The organism is Bacillus sp. sid0103 (assembly GCF_019219025.1).
In genome coordinates, this window is record NZ_JAHUWN010000012.1 from 60,343 (window position 1) to 80,462 (window position 20,120).

The 20,120-nt window shown below is 38.2% G+C and carries 21 protein-coding genes; 8 read left to right on the forward strand and 13 right to left on the reverse strand.

Annotated elements, in window-relative coordinates:
• The first annotated feature begins 9 nt into the window (after window positions 1-9).
• From plsY to KW850_RS14660, 3 genes are all read left to right on the forward strand, one after another.
• Window positions 10-609: a glycerol-3-phosphate 1-O-acyltransferase PlsY gene (plsY, locus tag KW850_RS14650; RefSeq protein ID WP_218348323.1), complete on the forward strand. Its 600-nt coding sequence runs from the start codon at window positions 10-12 to the stop codon at window positions 607-609.
• A gap of 309 nt (window positions 610-918) precedes the next feature.
• Complete coding sequence (locus KW850_RS14655; protein ID WP_218348324.1) at window positions 919-2,073, forward strand: CapA family protein; 1,155 nt, start codon at window positions 919-921, stop codon at window positions 2,071-2,073.
• 216 nt (window positions 2,074-2,289) lie between these two features.
• Complete coding sequence (locus KW850_RS14660) at window positions 2,290-3,033, forward strand: CPBP family intramembrane glutamic endopeptidase (protein WP_218348325.1); 744 nt, start codon at window positions 2,290-2,292, stop codon at window positions 3,031-3,033.
• 251 nt (window positions 3,034-3,284) lie between these two features.
• On the opposite strand, the gene KW850_RS14665 is transcribed toward KW850_RS14660, so the two are convergent.
• The 8 genes from KW850_RS14665 to mtnA all read right to left on the reverse strand — a co-directional run bounded on the left by KW850_RS14665 (window position 3,285) and on the right by mtnA (window position 9,127).
• Entirely contained in the window at window positions 3,285-3,602 is a 318-nt protein-coding gene (locus tag KW850_RS14665; protein WP_218348326.1) for a hypothetical protein, read from the reverse strand.
• 42 nt (window positions 3,603-3,644) lie between these two features.
• Window positions 3,645-4,073 carry an acyl-CoA thioesterase gene (locus tag KW850_RS14670; protein WP_308128804.1) on the reverse strand — a complete coding sequence of 143 codons (429 nt, stop codon included), beginning with the start codon at window positions 4,071-4,073 and terminating at the stop codon, window positions 3,645-3,647.
• Window positions 4,074-4,100: 27 nt separating this feature from the next.
• Complete coding sequence (locus KW850_RS14675; RefSeq protein ID WP_308128805.1) at window positions 4,101-6,434, reverse strand: AAA family ATPase; 2,334 nt, start codon at window positions 6,432-6,434, stop codon at window positions 4,101-4,103.
• A gap of 93 nt (window positions 6,435-6,527) precedes the next feature.
• Window positions 6,528-6,758, reverse strand: a complete 231-nt coding sequence (gene tlp, locus KW850_RS14680; RefSeq protein WP_218348328.1) for a small acid-soluble spore protein Tlp — start codon at window positions 6,756-6,758, stop codon at window positions 6,528-6,530.
• Window positions 6,759-6,906: 148 nt separating this feature from the next.
• A complete protein-coding gene (locus KW850_RS14685) occupies window positions 6,907-7,047 on the reverse strand; it encodes an acid-soluble spore protein N (protein WP_218348329.1) in 141 nt (46 codons plus the stop codon).
• 66 nt (window positions 7,048-7,113) lie between these two features.
• Window positions 7,114-7,245: an FbpB family small basic protein gene (locus tag KW850_RS14690; protein ID WP_026567322.1), complete on the reverse strand. Its 132-nt coding sequence runs from the start codon at window positions 7,243-7,245 to the stop codon at window positions 7,114-7,116.
• 165 nt (window positions 7,246-7,410) lie between these two features.
• Window positions 7,411-7,947 (reverse strand): redoxin domain-containing protein, encoded by a 537-nt coding sequence (locus tag KW850_RS14695; RefSeq protein WP_218348330.1) that lies wholly within the window; start codon window positions 7,945-7,947, stop codon window positions 7,411-7,413.
• A 130-nt stretch (window positions 7,948-8,077) separates the two neighbouring features.
• Complete coding sequence (mtnA, locus tag KW850_RS14700; protein WP_218348331.1) at window positions 8,078-9,127, reverse strand: S-methyl-5-thioribose-1-phosphate isomerase; 1,050 nt, start codon at window positions 9,125-9,127, stop codon at window positions 8,078-8,080.
• 184 nt (window positions 9,128-9,311) lie between these two features.
• Between mtnA and KW850_RS14705 the strand changes: the two genes are divergently transcribed.
• Window positions 9,312-10,352, forward strand: coding sequence for an NAD-dependent epimerase/dehydratase family protein (locus tag KW850_RS14705; protein ID WP_218348332.1), 1,041 nt, complete (start codon window positions 9,312-9,314; stop codon window positions 10,350-10,352).
• Between the two features lie 100 nt (window positions 10,353-10,452).
• Here the strand turns inward: KW850_RS14705 and abc-f are convergent, their stop codons facing one another.
• Together abc-f and acnA are read right to left on the reverse strand one after the other, a co-directional pair.
• The gene (abc-f, locus tag KW850_RS14710; RefSeq protein WP_483862184.1) at window positions 10,453-12,189 is read right to left on the reverse strand and encodes a ribosomal protection-like ABC-F family protein; all 1,737 of its coding nucleotides are present in this window, start codon (window positions 12,187-12,189) and stop codon (window positions 10,453-10,455) included.
• A 351-nt stretch (window positions 12,190-12,540) separates the two neighbouring features.
• Window positions 12,541-15,246, reverse strand: coding sequence for an aconitate hydratase AcnA (acnA, locus tag KW850_RS14715; RefSeq protein WP_218348333.1), 2,706 nt, complete (start codon window positions 15,244-15,246; stop codon window positions 12,541-12,543).
• Between the two features lie 331 nt (window positions 15,247-15,577).
• Here acnA and sspO point away from each other — a divergent pair, with 331 nt between their 5' ends.
• Entirely contained in the window at window positions 15,578-15,730 is a 153-nt protein-coding gene (sspO, locus tag KW850_RS14720) for a small acid-soluble spore protein O (protein WP_026567316.1), read from the forward strand.
• Between the two features lie 152 nt (window positions 15,731-15,882).
• Here the strand turns inward: sspO and KW850_RS14725 are convergent, their stop codons facing one another.
• Window positions 15,883-16,152, reverse strand: coding sequence for a hypothetical protein (locus KW850_RS14725; protein ID WP_218348438.1), 270 nt, complete (start codon window positions 16,150-16,152; stop codon window positions 15,883-15,885).
• 112 nt (window positions 16,153-16,264) lie between these two features.
• Between KW850_RS14725 and KW850_RS14730 the strand changes: the two genes are divergently transcribed.
• The gene (locus KW850_RS14730; RefSeq protein ID WP_218348334.1) at window positions 16,265-16,402 is read left to right on the forward strand and encodes a small acid-soluble spore protein P; all 138 of its coding nucleotides are present in this window, start codon (window positions 16,265-16,267) and stop codon (window positions 16,400-16,402) included.
• 109 nt (window positions 16,403-16,511) lie between these two features.
• On the opposite strand, the gene selA is transcribed toward KW850_RS14730, so the two are convergent.
• Entirely contained in the window at window positions 16,512-17,918 is a 1,407-nt protein-coding gene (gene selA, locus KW850_RS14735; RefSeq protein ID WP_218348335.1) for an L-seryl-tRNA(Sec) selenium transferase, read from the reverse strand.
• A gap of 169 nt (window positions 17,919-18,087) precedes the next feature.
• On the opposite strand from selA, the gene KW850_RS14740 reads away from it, so the two are divergent.
• A complete protein-coding gene (locus tag KW850_RS14740; RefSeq protein ID WP_218348336.1) occupies window positions 18,088-18,486 on the forward strand; it encodes an Hsp20/alpha crystallin family protein in 399 nt (132 codons plus the stop codon).
• 99 nt (window positions 18,487-18,585) lie between these two features.
• On the opposite strand, the gene KW850_RS14745 is transcribed toward KW850_RS14740, so the two are convergent.
• On the reverse strand, window positions 18,586-18,825 hold the full coding sequence (locus KW850_RS14745) for an Rdx family protein (protein ID WP_374226333.1): 240 nt from the start codon (window positions 18,823-18,825) through the stop codon (window positions 18,586-18,588).
• Between the two features lie 144 nt (window positions 18,826-18,969).
• On the opposite strand from KW850_RS14745, the gene selD reads away from it, so the two are divergent.
• Window positions 18,970-20,022: a selenide, water dikinase SelD gene (gene selD, locus KW850_RS14750; RefSeq protein ID WP_218348338.1), complete on the forward strand. Its 1,053-nt coding sequence runs from the start codon at window positions 18,970-18,972 to the stop codon at window positions 20,020-20,022.
• Window positions 20,023-20,120: the final 98 nt, after the last annotated feature.

Consider the following 20,120-nt stretch of genomic DNA (forward strand, 5'->3'; position numbering starts at 1 on the left):
AAATAATGAATGGTTCAAATTATTTTAGTATTAATTCTGGCATATTTACTTGGTTCAATCCCATCTGGTTTAATAATCGGAAAGGTTTTTTATAAAACAGACATTCGTGAACATGGGAGCGGAAATTTAGGAGGTACTAATACATTTCGAACATTGGGAGTAAAAGCAGGGTTAGCCGTTACACTTGCTGATATCCTGAAAGGGACTTTAGCTGCTGCCTTGCCGCACCTCTTTCAAGTTGAGATCAGTCCATTACTAGCGGGGATTTTTGCCGTAGTCGGCCATACCTATCCCATCTTCGCAGGGTTTCGTGGAGGAAAAGCGGTGGCTACATCAGGTGGTGTCGTATTGTTCTATGCTCCGTATATGTTTATTACTGTTTTGATTTTCTTTTTTATTAGTTTATACATATCAAAATATGTGTCCCTATCTTCTATGATTGCTGGAGTTACAGCCGTTATTTTTGCGATTGTTTCAGGGGTTATTTATGAATGGGACATCCCTTTACTCATCGTCGTTCTTTTACTAGCTTCGTTTGTCATCTACCGGCATCGAGCAAATATCAAACGAATTATGAATAAAACTGAGCCGAAAATTAAATGGCTATAGTAACAAGGACCGAGTTCTCGGTTCTTGTTTTTTATTCTTTAAGCTGTTTTTCGTGTAAGTTTTTAACCCATAATCCTATATACTTCGTGGCATCTTATCGTAATAACATTGACAAGAATTGCTTAGTAATTAGGTAAATGCCACTAATTATGATTCAATACAATAAAGATTACAAAAGAGCCTTTCTTTTTGAAGATTCCTCTTTTTATAAACACTCCTATTTTAATGCCTTATCTGACAAAGAATAGTTTTTAAATTACATAAGAATATAATATAGTATAATTATCAGTCTAAAATGAAGGAGTATCTATGAAAAGGCAAGCTATTATACCATCAGTTATTATTATTATTGTTTGTATTGCTTTAGCTTCTTTTCTATTCATTCAGCAATGGCAAGATTCTGATGATGACGACAAGAAGGTTTTTACATCGAAAAATCATCAGCCGCGTTCTTCAGTATTGATCAATCGAGAGCTGACAGAAAAAATAACGATTGGGGCCATCGGGGATATCCTTATCCACGACAATATTTATCAAGATGCCTATAATGGGGCTACATATGAATTTGACCCGATGTTTGAGAACGTGAAACCATTATTGGAGAAACCAGATGTTTTAACAGCAAATCAAGAAAGTACATTAGGTGGAAAAGCACTAGGTCTTTCTGGTTATCCGAGGTTCAATAGTCCATACGAGGTTGCCGATGCTCTAGTCCATACAGGAGTCGATATAGTATCCACAGCCAATAATCATACGTTGGATAAAGGTGAAAAAGGGATTAAACTGGAGGCCAAGTATTTAGAGAGTATTGGCTTACCACACGTCGGAAGCTTTCTAAACGAAAAGGATCGCCAAAATTTGAGGATTTTAAATAAAAATGGGATAAAGATTGCTTTTCTCTCCTACACATACGGAACAAACGGAATTCCTGTTCCTGACGGAAAAGATTTTCTCGTCAATCTGATTAACCGTGAAACGATGCGTGATGAAATTCATCGTGCCAAAAAGGAAGCCGATGTCATCGTCATAAGTATCCATTGGGGGAATGAGTACCACAGAATGCCTACCAAAGAACAAAAGGAACTGGCACACTTTCTCGCAAATGAAGGTGTCGACATCATTTTTGGCTCCCACCCTCATGTTCTCCAGCCCATGGAATGGATAAAGACAGATGATGGTAGAAAAACCTTCGTTATCTATTCATTAGGAAATTTTATTTCGGCACAACATAATGATTATAAAGACATTGGCGGTCTTGCTACCCTTGACATTACAAAACATGTTTCAGATAAAGGGAAATCGATTGAGATTTCGAACCCGAAATTTTATCCAACCTATGTTGCTAGTAAACACAATACTCGTTTCCGAGTCGTCCAATTGGAAAAAGCCGGACCCTTTGGTCTACGTAATGCTAAGGGAAAATATAAAGACATTCAGGATCATATGATGCAATGGCTCCGTTAATACGGGGCCTTTTTATCTAAGGCTATTTTCGGATAGATTGTTGTTTTTCGTATAAGTTCATCAACCCGTATAACTAGATATTTTGTTTTCGTAAGAACATTTGCGAAAATTGCCTAGAAACTTAGTAAATGATCCCTATAAAGCTCCCAAAACAACAAAGTTTACGAAAAGAGTCTTATCTCAATATTAAAATGATGACAGAGAGGAGATTATGGGATGGAACGGACAAATCAAAAAGGCATCTGGTTAGCTGGATATTTTATCATAATGATGTTTCTTTTTACGAGAGGATTTTATACCCCTTTCTTTGTACTTCTTATTACGTTTTTATTAATTATTATTTTATTAAAAGAAGCGGAGCGTCTCTTTGCTTGGATGATTGTTTCATTTTTTCTTGGAAATCTTTTGGTAGGTTATCTTGATAATTTTATAGAAAGTTTTCATCTATCTCCCTTTTCACTTATTATGTTGAGCCAATTATTATGGTTGGTTCCTATATTAATGATGAGTTATGTAATCAAGCAATTTAAAAAAGAACTATCTCCTTATTTTCACCTTCCCCTTTTCACCGGCGAAATTCAACTTCCTTTTAGGATTGTTTTTTCGCTTAAGAGCTTTTCCCTTATTGTTGTACTTTTAGCTGTGATAGCAATGGCTGGGTCACTTTTACTACAAAAAGAAGGCATACAGTGGCGTCCATTCCTATTGATTTTGTTATTCGCAACAGTCAATGCATTTTTGGAAGAAGTTTTGTGGCGTGGAATCCTGCTTTCAAAAATGATAAGCATCACAAGTCGACCAATAGGGCTTATCGTATCGTGCTTTGCATTCGGCATAAACACAACGATGTTTGGCTTTTCACTAGTTATCTGTATGATGTATGTCTTTTTAGGATTAATCTTGGGATTTGTAACGATAAGGACAAAAGTATTTTTCCTGCGATTTTTATTCATTGCATGATAACATACATCTTATTTATCAATGGAATAATGACCCTCCCTGTTTAATCGTAAGGCTCTTTTAACTGTGCCTGTTGATTTGCGCTCCAGGGGCGCGTGCGGTTCGCGGGCGGGGTCCCCGGCGCTCCTGCTGTCTCCCCTGATCCGTCCTCCTGCATGATTCTTCACGCCTTCCGCTCCAATCAACAGGGTGCCAAAATCAACAATAATCTTTTACATAGCCAATCGTAAAAAAAGCACACTTAAAGGTGTTTACTCTTCAAGTGTGCTGCGATTATTTATCCAAATATGTTCTAACAATCCTTCTTTATGTAAAATGTCAATTTGGCGCTGACCAAGTAAATCAAAATGTGAGTAGCCATCCTTCCGAACATGAATCCATTCTTTTTTTAATCCGTACTTTTGTCCCCAGGCTGCTAATTTTTCAAGATTTTTACAACTAACCTTTGTTACCGTATTGCAACCTGGAAAGCGGTCATCCAGCCAATAATGGGTTAAGAAAGCTAACTCGCCATTATCAATTTTTCTCTTCCACTCGATGATTTCCTGTCGTTTGATCCCGAAAGCCACCTAAGTCACCTCATTCCGACAGATTTTTCTCACAATATCCGACTACTTTTTCTTGATTTCTTCATATTTTAAAAACCATTCTGGAAAGGCTTTTTTGAAAGATGTCGGTCTAAAATTTTCCTTTTTAACAATAATGTGGGTTGTCTTACCTTCAACACATACCTCATCATCGCCATTTAAAACCTCATAAGCATATACCGTTTTAATACCATCATTTATTTCCACCCACGTTTTTACAAAACCTCTATCACCATAGCGTAAAGGTTTTTTATAGGTGGCTTGCACGTCATAAACTGGCGCAAAATAACCGGACTCTTCCATGGCAAGATAACTATAGCCAAGATCCTCAATAAACCCACTTCTGCCAAGTTCAAAAAACTTGAGATAATTAGCATGGTAAATAACACCCATCATATCTGTATCAGCATAATAGAGCTGAATTTCTCTAGTCGAAATAAAAAAGTTTCCCACAGGCCCCAACCCTCTCAACATGATAATTTACATTTTACTAATGGCTTTTACTACATCCTCTGCTTCTAGTAGCAGAGACATTTCAAACAGATCTTCCTCTTCTTCTATTTCCATTAACCTAGAGGCCTGTGCTTGAATCATTTCATCAATCATGTTTGTTGCAAAACGGCCATTTCCTTTAAAGGCTTCTTCATTTATTTTACTCAATAACAGATGTTTAGCTTCATTAGATAATTGATATTGATAGCATTCAGCATAGACTGCCATAATTTCAAGTAGTTCTGCGGAGGAATAATCAGGAAATAAGAAGAATTTTTTAAACCTGGAGCGAAGTCCTGGATTGCTTTCTAATAGCAAGTCCATTTCATGAGGGTATCCAGCCAGGACGACCACTATATTCTCATTATGCTTCGTCATTTCATCGACAAGAGTATCGATTACTTCTTTTCCAAAATCACCTGAAGTCGCACTAAAAAGCGAATAGGCTTCATCAATAAATAAGACTCCTCCAAGAGCTTCTCTAATCTTTTTCTTTGTTTTTCCGGCTGTTTGACCAACATATCCAGCCACAAAATCAGCCCTGCTAGCTACAATCAGATGGCCTCTTTTTAAAATGCCACAGTCTTTCAAAAGCTCTGCATAAATCTTAGCTACGGTTGTTTTCCCTGTTCCAGGGTTACCCGTGAAAACAGCATGTAATTGAATCGGCACTGGTGACAATCCTTTTTTCATCCGGTATTGCTGCATTTTTACAAATGAGAAAAGTGACCTCATCTCCACTTTTAATGCATCTAACCCAATTAGACGGTCTAATTTTTCATATGGGGACTCATCATTTTCTTCTTTGTCGATAAGAAAGTCTTCTTTATTCAGTAACATATATTCTAAGATGTTTTCTTCCGTGACTTCCTTATTAGAGCCCTTCTTGAAAATGGCATCGATAACGATATTGCGGACAGTTCTTGCATTACCAAATGTGTCATCTACCCGTTCACGATCGAGACGATGATTGATTTGTATTTTAGCATCATCACTAAGAAAATAATCATTATCTGACGCAACCTGTTCAGCTATACTGATTAACTCGTCATTTGAATAATTAGGCAAATGAATGAGATTGGACTGCGGAAAGCGACTGCGTAAACCTGGATTTGCATCTAAAAAAGTACGCATTTCTTCGGGATAGCCTGCCAAGATCACCGCAAATTTTCCGCCATACTCATTTCCAGTCATTAGCGAAACTAACGTATCAATTGCCGCTTGACCATAATCATTTCCCGTTTGACCCTCGCGCTTCAGACTGTATGCTTCATCAATAAAAAGCACACCGCCGATCGAACGTTCAACAATTTTGCGGACGTTTTCTTCTGTTTGGCCCACAAAAGAGCCGACAAGCTGGGAGCGGTCCGTTTCAATAACTTCTACTCTAGGAAGAACACCTAATTCATGATAAATTTTCGCTAACAACCGAGCAAGAGTTGTTTTCCCCGTCCCCGGATTTCCGGTTAAAATCATATTCAGGCTCAGATCGTCCTTAATTTGAAATCCTAGATCCTTCCGCTGTTTTTGATACTTAAGAAATCGGTAAAAGTCATTTACCCGTTTTTTGACAAACTCCATTCCAACCATATCATTTAGTTGATCTAGTGCATTGACTTGAGCGGTGTCAGATTGGACTTCTTCTTCATTAAATTGCCTTTGCCACGTTTCTTTGATTTCCTCTAAAATAGATAAATGCTTTTTTAAGTCATCATAATAGGTGGAGGTATGGAAAACACCTGTAATCGATTGATCATACTCCTCCACTGCCTTTAATAGCCTACCTGTTTCGTCAATAGCTGTCGAAAACAACTCATATAGGTGATTGTATTTTTGAAAAACATCAGGATTACTCAATGTTGCGGAAAGGTCTTTTTTTGCTGCAAGATCTGTTTGAATTTCATCTGCATTATTTAAAAAGTTTTGACAAACTTCTATGTATTGTTCGGCTGTTTTCTTTTTCGCTGTTCGATTATCTGTCTCTCTCATAGAAGGAAAGGTAAGCGGTAATAGTAAGCCATTCATCTTTTTCCAATCAGATTGCATCATATATTCTTTAGCTTCTTGATTATTTGGGAATAATGTAAGAGCTCTTTCCAACCATATGGCTGCCATTTTATCCTGATTATTTCGACCCAGTCGAGAGAGGGCGGCAACGGTTAAAAGTTTTGATAAGATGAGCGGATTGGATTCATCAGTCAATGCGGAAATTAATGAACTTTCATTTGAAATAGATCCATTTTGCTGTAATTCTTGTTCCCATTGCTTTAATTTCTCTTCATTTTTTGTTTGCTGGTTTACAAGTTGTCTCAAGATTATCACTTCTTCTTCAAAATTTCCCTTCTATCTTACCATAACAGGTGCCCCATACCTAAGCAAAAGACCTGTCCATAATGAACAGGTCTACATGAGTTTTTAGCTTTGTTGATTATGTGCTTCATCTTTTATTTCTGACCGGAACGAATCAATGCTTTCCCGGCGGCGTTCATTCTTCTGCTCAATTTGCTGGCGTTGTGTCTCACTGTCAGTAAGGGCTAATGATTCCTCAGCGGCTTCAATATTATTTTCCGTATTTTGAATCATTGCTTGAAGCTTTTCAACATTATCACTACGATCATCTGGATTCGGTTTGTTATTATAGGCCATTGTATTTCCTCCTATGGTGTGATTGGTACAGATATAGTTTGTTACGGACTGAAAAAAATAAACAGAGAATTTTTCGGAAACAACAAAAACCGTGTGAATAACAAAAAAGACTCACTGGTTTTCACCAGTTAAGTCTTAAAATTCATTATTATTCACCTTTTGTTTGTATTACTTGGGCATGATCGCCTGATTTATCATTCATTTTTTTTCCCTTATTGCCACTAAATCCTCGTGGCTGTGTCCCTACGTGGTCTGGTTGAAAACGTTTTGTTTGATATTTTTTACCCATGTCATGATCCCTCCTTATTAACATTTTGTCCATAAAGGAGGAAAACATAAATGGAAAACTTTTGTGTTATTCCGCTTTACCGAGACGCTTTTCTTCTAAGCGTTGTTCAATTTTTTCCATCGCAGCACGATCTTTTAAGAGTTGTGTTTTATTTTCAGATACTAGCTCAGCAAAAGAGCGTTTTCTAGGTTTTCTCATCGGTATCACCGTCCTTATATCCTATTCTAACAGTTATTATGCCCGGAAACGGTTGCAATTATTACAACTTTTTGAAAATTATAGCGTTTATAAATTTTTTATTAAAAATGAATAAAAAAAACACTCGACACATTTCATATGTGCCGTGTGTTCTACGTTGTTAGTTTATTTTAGTTTGTTTGTAAAATCTTTCATGACATCCAGATCCATCGAACCTGTATATTTATTCTGGATAATCCCTTTACTGTCAATAAAATACGTAGTAGGGATGGATAGTACTTGGTAAGTTTCATTTACTTGATCATCGGCATCCAACAGGATTGGAAAGGTAATTTTATTCTCATCCACAAACCCTTGGACATCTAATTGTGGATCAATGTTTACTGCTAGTATGACAATATCCTTTTGCTTCTGTTTTGAAAATTTCTCCATTGCCGGCATTTCAGCTTTACAAGGTGGACACCAGGTTGCCCAAAAGTTAAGCATCACTTTTTTTCCTTTTAAATTAGATAGTTTTATCTTCTCACCGGTAAGGGTTTTTAGCTCGAAATCAGGTGCTTTTGCTCCAACAGCGAGACCTTCTTTGCTTGTTGTGGTTTGACTTGTCGTTTCGGGAGTTTCTGACTTCTTATCCATGGCTTGAACAATCGCGACTGTAAGTAAGGAAATTAGTATTACGGAAGCCATTACTTTTTTTATCATTCCCGAATCCTCCTTTACATCATAATCTGCTATATCGATTTTACACTATATTCTTAGGTGAAACCAAACTAGGATATGCCGAAACTGTGACAATTTGCAAAAACACAGGTTTTAATCATTTTTGCCATTCTTAGGCTTGAAAGAGTTTCACCAGTTCTTCATCATAATTCCCTTTTATTATACCCTTTTCCGTGATGATTGCGGTAATAAGCTCATGAGGTGTGACATCAAACGCAGGATTATACACTTTTACCCCTTCAGGAGCGGTTCTTTTTCCGAATCCCTCTGTAATTTCGGTTGCATCTCTTTCTTCAATTGGAATATCAGTCCCAGTCTTGGTATCCAAATCAATCGTGGAGATCGGTGCAGCAACGTAGAAAGGAATATTATGTGCTTTTGCTAATAATGCTACTCCATATGTCCCAATTTTGTTGGCAACATCGCCATTTGCTGCGACACGGTCGCATCCGACAATGACTGCTTGTACCCAGCCTTTTTGCATGACCATGGCTGCCATATTGTCCGTAATGAGGGTAACATCTATTCCAGCTTGCATTAGCTCCCAAGCGGTTAATCGTGCTCCTTGCAGCAGCGGTCTAGTTTCATCAGCGAAAACCTTGATATCCCAGCCCTTTTCTTTTGCTAAATATAGGGGAGCCAGCGCAGTCCCGTATCTTGCCGTAGCAATCCCACCTGCATTGCAATGAGTTAGAATCCCCATCCCATCGGCTAATAGGTTCAAGGCATGCTCTCCAATGGTCCGGCAGACGTCTTCATCTTCATTGCGGATGGTATGTGCTTCATTTTCAAGTGCTTCTTTGATTTGTTTCACTGGTAAATCTTTGTCTTTAAGTGCTCGTTCATTCATTCGTTTCAAGGCCCAAAACAAGTTGACTGCGGTAGGACGTGATGATGCCAAATAATCCGAGTGTTTTTTTAAGTGGGCATAAAAATCTTCAAACGAATTTTCTGGGGCATCTTTTATTCCAAGGACTAAGCCATAAGCTGCCGCAATTCCAATCGCAGGTGCTCCGCGTACCTTTAACTGCTTTATTGCATCCCAAGCATCTTCAATCTTTCTCGTTTCAAGAAATTCTGTTATGTTCGGGATTTTGGTTTGATCAAGTATTTTTAGAACTCCGTTTTCATAGGAAACGGATTGTAAATTAGTTTTTTCCATGTTTTAACATCCCTTCGACTATATGTAAATTCATTTAAGTTTTTAGTTTCTTTCTTGCAACTTCATCCATTGTAATTTTAACAATATCCATGACATATGCAATACTTTCATTTTTTTAAATTGTCACTCACCAAATATTGCGAAATTTTGTTAAAATAGAAGTATGAATGGAGGGGGGATACGTTTGAAGATTCTTGTGTTAGGTGGAAGCCGCTTTTTAGGAAAAACGTTTGTCGAAGAGGCTTTAAAACGAAATCATGAAATGACGATTTTTAATCGTGGAATTCAAAGTCCTGGAATAAAGGATATCGAGGTTCTATATGGAAATCGATTCGGTGATTTGAAAGCGCTTCAAAACCGTTACTGGGATGCTGTGTTAGATACAAGCGGGTTCATCCCTTATACAGTCCAGAACACAACGAACTTATTAAAGGACCGAGTCAAGCATTATACATTCATTTCAAGTATTTCTGTGTATCAAGACTGGATTCAGGAGAATTTGGATGAAAATTACCCCGTCTTAGAAATGTCACTTGAGGAAGCAAATAAGCTTTCAATGGATGCAGACGGGCCTATCTATACTTATTACGGACATTTTAAAGCTCTTTGTGAACAAATTGCAGAGGAAAATATGCCTGGGCGTGTGTTAAATGTGCGTGCCGGTCAATTAATTGGTTCCAATGATTATACGGACCGTGTCCCTTATTGGGTCAATCGAATTGCAAAAGGTGGAAAAGTTTTAGTACCTGGAAATCCAAATCGCCGAGTTCAGCTAATTGACAATAAAGACTTGTCAAATTGGATTCTCGATATGGGAGAGAAGGATTCTACGGGAACCTTTAATGCAACGGGACCTGATTATCCGTTAACGATAAAAGAGTTTGTTGATACATGTGTAAAAGTGACCAATTCAAATGCCGAAGTAGTTTGGGCCGAGGAAAAGTTCCTTCTAGATCAAAAGGTTGCTCCGTGGACGGAAATGCCGCTGTGGGTTCCTGAGAATTCTCCGTTATCACCTGAATCTAGTGAACCTTGGAAAGGTGCATTTTCCATCAATGTTGAAAAAGCAATCCAGAGTGGACTGTCGTTTAGACCGCTTAAAGAAAGTATCGCTGATATATTTGAATGGGAGAAGACTCGCCAGCTAACGGAGGAAGAATGGAAAGCAGGGATGCGGGCGGACAAAGAGAAAGAACTGCTAAATTTATTGGCAAGCATTAGCTGATTTATGATTCAGAAAAAAATGTCATCTCCTAGATGTTTTTCATTGTAAAAATCAAGGCCCTCAATAAAAACTATTGAGGACCTTTTTCATTCCTAATTTATTACCCCATGAGAGATCGTTTTTGCTTAAGAAGGCTATTAAATTCTTGATCCAACTTCTGATATCTAGGGTCCTTTTGATCCATGAACGATAACTCACCTAAAATGGATGCAATCTTGTTTTCGATAACTAATAATGCTTCTTTTAAGTCATCCGCTTGGTTCTTGTTTACATTCTGATTTAAATACTCTTCAGGTTTCATTTCAATCCTTTTAATTTGCTGGTTTTCAAATATCAGCAGGCGGTCACAAAGTTTATTTAGAAAGTAATAGTCGTGGGAAACGATAATAATCGTACCAGTAAATTCTGCTAACGTATTTTCTAGCTGCTCTCTACTTGGCAAATCAAGATGGTTTGTTGGTTCGTCCAGAACGAGTACATCATATTCCTTCATTAACATATCAACGAGCTTTACTCTCGTTCGTTCCCCCAAACTCAACGTTTCAATCGGTTTTGTTAGAAATGCCTCCTTTAAGCCTAAATTTGCAAGTAAAGTTCTTGCTTTTAGGACACTTTCTCGATCTGTGAACCCCAGTGCCTCCATTGCGTTTTTTTCCGAAGGCAAATCATCAACATCTTGACTTAAATAGGCAATTTTTATCGAGTCACTTCTCCACAAATCACCATTTGAAAAGCTTTCTTGATCTAACATCATTTTTATTAATGTCGTTTTGCCGCAGCCATTTTCACCGAGGAGACCAATTCGTTCTCCATGATTAATGTAGAAATTGGAATGTTGGAAAAGTGTTCTATCCTCGTAGGTTTTGGATAAATTCTTGGCCTCGACAATTCGTTTGCCCCTCTTCCCTTGTGCATCAAACTGAAACCTTACTTGAACCTCTTCTAATGGTTTTTCCAACTTATTTTTTTCTAACTCATTTTGTAGACGTTTCATTTTTGACTTCACTTGATTGTCTGTTTTTTTAGCCTTTACGCGATGATATTCCTTAATCCCATTTTGTCTTTTACTTGGACCTTTCCCCTTTTTAGTCGAATCGCGATGAGCTTTTTCGGACCAAGTCTTTAATTGAGTAATTTGTGATTCTACTTCTTTTATTTTTTGCTGCTGGACACTGTATTGGTGCCTCATATTTTCTACTTTTTGTTGTTTCTCTTTGCGATAGTCACTGTAGTTTCCATTGTAAAAGTGAATCTTGCTATTTTCTAATTCAAAAACTCGTGTAACTGTTTGATCTAAGAAATGACGATCATGCGAAATGATTAAGACTGGGCCCTGGAACTTTTCTAATTCTGATACCAGCCACTGGATCCCTATATAATCTAAATGATTCGTGGGTTCATCGAGAATTAAAAAGTCTGGTTTTGAAGCCCAAACCATAGCTAATGCCAATTTTAACTTTTCTCCGCCACTTAAATGACGTAAACGTTCTTTTTCCCAGTTATAAACCTTAGTGAGGCCTAATGTGCTGGCATGTTCGAGCAAATCATTCGTCGCACTTCCAATTAAAGACTGCTGGAAATCACTCACTTGGTAATCGATGGACTGAGAAAGATAACCGATTTTTAACTCATTCGATTTTTCAATGATGCCATTATCAGGTGTTATTTTTCCGAACAGGATATTCGCCAATGTAGTTTTTCCTGTTCCGTTATAGCCGACCAGACCAATCCGTTCTCCATTCTTTATATCGAAATGGATATTATCCAATACCTTTCTTAATTGAAAACTTTTTTCTAAACCGATAACTTTTAAGACTGTCATTTGATTTGTAAGCATAAAAAAACTCCCTTCACCTGAACCTGAAGAGAGATTTATGTCGTAGATATATCGTATTAAAGACACAACAAATAAACCTGTATAAAGGTTTTATTGTACTAGTAATTATACGATTAGGACATAAAAAAGGACAGACAAATCCTATTCTTCAGGTTCAACATTTTTCGTTATTCGAATCATGTCTGAAAAATAAGATTATAATTTCATTGGCCCTTAATCATTCCTTTTCGTTTGTTAGTTTTATTTTATTAAAGGATTATATATTTTGTCAATCATTTCCTCATTAAGCAAAGAAAAATCCAAGTTTTACTTAAAAAAACACCATGCCAAATGGCATGGTGTTCTTCAATATTAAGCTTGTAATTTTTCACGTAGAACCATTGGAAGAATTCCGCCGTGACGGTAGTAATCAATTTCAACTTCTGAGTCAAAACGAACAAGAACTTCGAATTCTTTCTTGTTACCTGATTCATCAGTTGCGGTTACTTTTAGAAGGTCACGAGGTTTTACATTTTCGTCGACTTGAACATCAATTGTTTCTTTTCCAGTTAATCCAAGTGTTTCAGCACTTTCGCCCTCTTTAAATTGAAGTGGAAGTACACCCATTAACACAAGGTTTGAACGGTGAATACGTTCGAAGCTTTCAGCAAGAACTGTTTTAATACCTAGAAGGTTTGTACCTTTAGCAGCCCAGTCACGTGAAGAGCCCATTCCGTAATCTTTACCAGCAAGAACAATCAATCCAGTGCCGTTTTCTTTATACTTCATGCAAGCATCATAAATAGATGTTACTTCGCCAGTTGGCCAGTAGGTAGTTACTCCACCTTCAGTACCAGGTGCGATTTGGTTACGAATACGAATATTTGCGAATGTTCCACGCATCATTACTTCGTGGTTACCACGACGAGAACCGTAAGAGTTAAAGTCACGAATGGCAACGCCTTTTTCAAGCAAATATTTTCCTGCTGGAGTATTTTTACCAATAGCTCCTGCTGGTGAAATATGGTCAGTTGTTACAGAATCACCGAACTTACCAACAACACGAAGTCCTGTTAATGGTTCAACCGTACCTGGCTCTGGTGATAAGCCTTCGAAGAACGGTGGGTTTGCAATATAAGTAGAATCTTCATCCCAAGTATATAATGGTTCATTGCTTGTCTTGATTTCGTTCCAACGCTCGTTGTCACCGAACACGTTCGCATATTCGCTGCGGAATAGTTCAGGAGTAACAGTGCGTTTAACTACATCATTAACTTCAGCAGTTGATGGCCAAATATCCTTGAAGAAAACATCATTTCCATCTTTATCTTTACCAATTGCCTCAGAAGCAAAGTCGATGTTTACAGTACCAGCAAGCGCGTAAGCAACAACTAATGGTGGTGAAGCAAGGTAGTTTGCTTTTACAAGCGGATGAATACGTCCTTCAAAGTTACGGTTACCGGAAAGTACAGAGGTAACTAAAAGATCGTTTTCAGCGATTGTTTTTTCGATTTCTTCTTTTAATGGACCGGAGTTACCGATACATGTTGTACAGCCGTAACCAACTAGGTTAAAGCCGATTTGCTCTAAATATGGAAGTAATCCTGAATCACGAAGATATCCAGTTACAACCTTAGATCCTGGTGCTAAAGAAGTTTTCACGAATTTTGGAACTTCCATTCCTAATTCGACAGCTTTCTTCGCAACTAATCCAGCACCTACTAGAACGTAAGGGTTGGAAGTGTTTGTACAGCTTGTGATGGATGCAATCGCAACTGCTCCAGTTTTAATCGTTGTTTCGTCACCATTGTTAAATTTCACCGTAGCGGACTTATCAAGCTCATCCGCTTGTAAGCCAAAGCCTTGGTTTCCTTGTGGTGCTGAAACAGCTTTGATGAATTCTTCTTTCATTTTTGAAAGTGGAAGTAAATCCTGTGGACGTTTAGGACCAGAAAGATTTGCTTCAATCTCAGAAAGATCGATTTCTACTACATTTGTGTAAACTGGCTCTAAAGCTGGATCAAAGAACAAGCCGTTTGCTTTGCAATATTGTTCAACAACATTAATTTGTTCTTCTTCACGTCCAGTTAAGCGCAAATATGCTAGTGATTCATCATCAATTGGGAAGAATCCGCATGTAGCACCGTATTCAGGAGCCATGTTGGCAATCGTTGCACGGTCTGCAAGTGGAAGTACTGATACACCAGGGCCAAAGAATTCAACGAATTTTCCAACTACACCTTTACTGCGGAGTACTTGAGTTACTTTTAATGCTAAGTCGGTTGCTGTTGCTCCATTTGGAAGTTCGCCCGTTAACTTAACACCAACAACTTCAGGAACTGGGAAGTAAGAAGGCTGTCCTAACATTCCAGCTTCAGCTTCAATACCGCCAACGCCCCAGCCAAGAACACCAAGACCATTGATCATAGTTGTATGTGAGTCAGTCCCAACTAATGTATCTGGGTATGCTTCTAATTCACCATCTACTTCAGCAACGTGAACAACGTCAGCCAAGTATTCAAGGTTTACTTGGTGAACGATACCTGTTGCAGGCGGAACTGCGCGATAGTTGTTGAATGATTTTTGTGCCCAGCTTAAGAACTGGTAGCGTTCTGCGTTACGTTCAAATTCTAAATCCATGTTAACTCTTAATGAATCATTGGAACCATAAGCATCAACTTGGACAGAGTGGTCGATAACAAGGTCGACTGTTTTCTCTGGATTAATTTTGTCTGGGTCCCCGCCAAGGTCAGCCATTGCTTTTCTTAGAGAAGCAAGGTCTACTACTGCTGGAACTCCGGTGAAGTCTTGAAGGATTACACGTGAAGGTTTGAATGGAACATCGACCTCTTTAAGTTCAGCTGTTCCCCATTTAGCTAAGTTTTCAACGTGGTCCTTTGCAATTACGCGGCCATCATATTGGCGAAGTACAGATTCAAGTAATACTTTTACTGAGTAAGGCAATTTCGAAACGTTTCCGATTCCTGCCTCTTCAAGTGCACTTAAACGGTAATAGTGGTAACGTTTACCGTTAGCTTCAAAAGAAGAACGTGCGTTAAATACATCATTTTTAACCATGTGTTAAAAACCCCTTTCATTCGACATAATATACCAAAATTAATGAAAAGTCGAAAAGTTTGAATTTTCCCATCCATCTTAACTTTTCTCACAATTTTTATCTTAATACAACCTAATTCATAAGTAAATAACAAGAAAGTTATTGTGATTGATAAGTTTTACTTATGTTTTTTTATGTATTTTGTTCTGAAAATTCAAAAACACTATCTGATCTTATGCGGATTCAGGTCGGGAAAAAACCAAATTTTCACTATTATTATCTCAAAAAAACTTTAAAATGTCATTTTTTTTTATTATCAGGGAGATAGTAATGATGTAGGAGGTGATTAGAATGGTGAAACGAAAGTCTAATCATGTAATTCCAGGGATGAATGCCGCTAAAGGACAAGGAAAAGGTGCCGGCTTTAATGAGGAAATGGCCAGTGAACCTGAATTAACGGCTAAAGAAAGAATGAATAACAAAAAGCGGAAGAAAAATCAATAATAAAAAGCGGAAGGGCCTTGCAGAGGGGCGACAGGCATAAGTCGAGCCGGCGAAAAGGTTGTTTTTTAACCTTCTTGACGGATTGTCTTATGACCCCTAGGCGCTGTAGCTGGATTCAGAGAAAAAAGCAGGCGATCCACCGCCTGCTTTTCCTATTCTGCCTGATTGACTTCGGACACCATGCTTTGCAAATCTTGTTGGAAACGCTCTAACTGCTCCCGTTGATGTTCAGATGCCACTTCCATCGCATTTGCGATCTGCTGATACGCTTCATTTACTTCATCTTTTAGATGCTTCAGCTGATGGCCATAGCTCGCACTATCACTCACAATGGTCTCGTATAGTCCTTGGGCATTCTCATACCCTTGCTGTGCTGCTTGATATGCTTGTTGTTTATCTTTGTTGTACGGAAATTTTTGCATTTGTTTCATTCACTCCTTCATTTTGTTTACCGTTAAATTGCACAGAACAACAAAAAATATACAGTATAAAAGGACATATTGACTGCATCCTAACTAATAGGAGGGATGGAAAATGAACAAAAACGATGGCAAAGACATGAGAAAAAATGCACCAAAACAATCTGGTCAGCCTGAACCGCTAAGTGGTTCCAAAAAAGTAAAGAATCGCAACCATTCAAGAGCCAAACATAATACCCATCATGATATGTAGAAATCCGGAAGCGCCCATGAAAGTGCGTTGTTCAAACGTCTTTGGGAGCTGAAGGTGAATATAAAAAAGCCCCAGCACGAAGTAGTGCCGGGGCTTCCCTCTTTAAGTTTTAAACATTAATTAATGCATGTAGCAGGTGCACTTCTTCCTCTGAAGTGACTGTTCTTAAATCAATCATAAATTCATCTTTTTGTATTCTTCCGATAATTGCTGGTTTCACTTCTGTACGAAGTTTCCGTCCCAGTTGTTCAGCCGTCAATGAATCATGTTTTAAGGAAACGACAATCGTAGGGAGTTCTACATCAGGCATCGTTCCCCCACCCACTTGGCTGGTGGCCTCTGTAATTTTTGTAACATATTTTCCAGTATTTTGTAATAAATTTGTAACAAAAGACTTTGTTCGAACGTCTAATTCTTGAAGTGTTACTAATAAGTCCCGAACCGTTGGAATATTTACCAGTCCATTTTTACCACGGGCATAATCGATTAACGTTCCCTCTAATGCAGCCAACGTCATTTTATCAACCCGCAATACGCGTGCCAACTGGTGCTTTTTCAAGCGCTCAATGATCTCTTTTTTTCCAGCGATAATCCCTGCCTGCGGTCCGCCAAGGAGCTTGTCACCACTAAAAGAAACAACATCTGCCCCTAATTCAATGACCTCTTTTACGACCGGTTCTTCTCCAATCCCGTGCTTTCTGAAGTCGTATAACGCTCCACTTCCGAGATCTTCATAAAATATTACATCATCCAATTGTTTGGTGAGATCAATAAGTTCCTTTGTTTCAACTGATTTGGTAAATCCAACCACTTTAAAGTTACTTGTATGTACTTTCATAACGATTGCGGTTTCTATTGTGACTGCTTTATCATAATCATAAATGTGTGTTTTATTGGTGGTTCCAACTTCAACAAGCTTCGCACCACTCTCTTCCATGATCGAAGAAATACGAAACGAGCCGCCAATTTCTACAAGTTGTCCCCTCGAAACAATCACTTCTTTTTGAGCAGCGAGGGCTCTTAGGATCAGAAAAACAGCAGAAGCATTATTATTTACCACCATAGCCGCTTCTGCCCCAGTGATTTCTTTGATCAATGCTTCTACATGACTATGGCGTAAACCTCTTTCACCTTCAGATAACTTATACTCAAGATTGGAATAGTTCCTTGCGGTTTCAACCACATGTTTGATAGCGTTTTCGCTTAATCTAGCTCTTCCTAAATTCGTATGTAAAATGGTCCCTGTCGCATTTATGACTTTTTCAATGGTATAGGCATACTGTTTGTTTATTTTAGATTCTAAGATTGAAAACAGCTCACCATTAAAATCGTTGGTCCCTGGCTTTGCACCAGGCCAATTATCATTAAGAATTGCTGTCCTAATGGTATCAATGACATCTTTAAGTTGTTTCGTCAAAATCATTTCATCCAACTGACTTTCTTCAATTAGACTCAAAAACATCTCATGATTTTGAAGTTCATGGATCGCTGGGATAGAGCGCAGCCATTCTTTCAAGATAAAAACTCCTTTAATAAAGTTTCTTTTTCTATGATATTTACCTACTCTAAGGTCGGCCAATGTTGGTACTTTCAAAAGGGGCGCTTTCAGTACTCCCAATTATATCACATCATTTTCACATTTTTATCCCTAATGAATAAAATGAAACGAGCAAGGGGGATTAAATATGTCAAAAAAGAAACAACTTAAAAATCAAAGCTTTGACTTTGAAGAAGTAGAAAAATGGCTGGAACGATATTTTCTCGATCCGCTTACAGCCTATTATGATGAAACCCAATTTCAAATCGATCTTTATGAAACTGATAAGGAATGGATTGTCGAGGCCATCTTAAGTGAATTTGAGGCTTCTGAGATAAAGGTATATATAGAAGGAAATAAATTAGTGATATCTGCATCCAAATACCCCCCTTCCATGAAACATCAAAATCGTGTCCGCTCCATAAACTTTCCCTTTCTAGTCGTTAATCAAACTATCTATGCAACCTTTACGAATGGAATTTTGGAAGTTGTGATTTCGAAAATAGATAGATGTGTCGGAAAAAATCGATTTATTACCCTGCCTTAAGTTACATTTTGTGGCTTTATTTTTTATGTCTCAGTTGACATAATATTATTATATGTAAAAAAGCAGCCCTCCTATCTATTTGGACAAGAGGGCTGCTTTTTATTTTGTGGAAATCATTTCAATCATTTCTTCCGTATCAGGGAAAATGCCTGTTTCGAGCTTAGAATAGATCTTCTCCCCATTCACAGTCACTTCAAATGCGCCGCCAGAACTTGGGATCAGTTCTAACTTTTGAATATCTCTAAAAAAATGATTAAACAATTCTTCCGCGAAACTCGCGGCTTTTGGTGCGTAATTTCATTGCATGCAAAATTCTACAATGATATGGTAATTCTTCATAAAAATACCCTCCAATAAAGTAAGTTTACTACATCAGGATAGTGTTAATATTTTAACCTAATCCCGTTCCCGCCACAAATTTTTTGTCTATATTGTGCGGAATTCCTTGGAAAGAGTTATACTATAATATGGGAGGTGGAAACGATGAGTGAACAAGAAAAAATTCGCCTAACCTCTTTGTCAACAAAAGCTGGTTGAGGCTGTAAAATTGGTCCTGAAGACCTGACGCAAGTTTTGCGTCAATTACCGAAACAAGAACCTGTTCCTGAATTATTAGTGGGACTTGATACATCAGATGATGCTGGAGTGTACCAAATAACAGACTCTATCGCGTTGATCCAGACAGTTGATTATTTTACGCCAATTGTGGACGATCCATATATGTTCGGTCAAATTACCGCAGCAAATGCATTAAGCGATGTTTATGCCATGGGTGGAGAGCCTAAAACCGTCTTGAATATCGTTGGTTTTCCGATTAAAAAGCTTGGTGCCCAAATGCTGGCTGATATCCTTCGTGGTGCTGCAGATAAAGTAAAAGAAGCTGGGGCTATTACGGTGGGCGGCCATTCCATTGATGACCAAGAACCAAAATTCGGACTTTCCGTTACGGGTATCGTCCATCCCGAAAAAGTTTGGAAAAATGTCGGGGCAATTCCAGGAGATGTTCTTGTGTTGACTAAGCCTATTGGTGTCGGTATCATCACAACTGGTATAAAAAGATCCGCGGTAACAGCGGAGCAGGAACAAATTGTAACTGAAACAATGGCTACCTTAAATAAAGTGGCGGCTGAAGTTTTAGCTGATTTTCACCCTCATGCTGTTACAGATGTTACTGGATTTGGCTTATTGGGTCATGGCAGTGAAATGGCACGCGGCAGCCAGGTTAGTTTTGAATTATCGCTCGTACAAGTCCCTGTTTTGGAAGGTGCACTTGAATTAGCGAAAATAGGTGTAGTTCCCGGCGGTTCAAAGGCGAATCATAAATGGTTAGCGGATGACGTTGTCTATGAGGATATCCTTCCAGAGGAACAACTGCTCCTTTGCGATGCGATTACATCCGGCGGTCTGTTTGTTGCCCTCAATGAGCAGGAAGCCATTGAATATGTTGACAAGCTCCAATCTAAAGGGTTAGCCTATGCATCGATTGTGGGAAGAGTGACCGAGAAGAAAGATAAATATATTTATGTGACAAGATGACAGCGAAGCCCTTATGGTTCGCTGTTTCTCTTATGTTTTTTTCACCTAAAATAGGGTTAAAAAGCCATAATATCAAAAAATCCGCCATTACCGTTAAA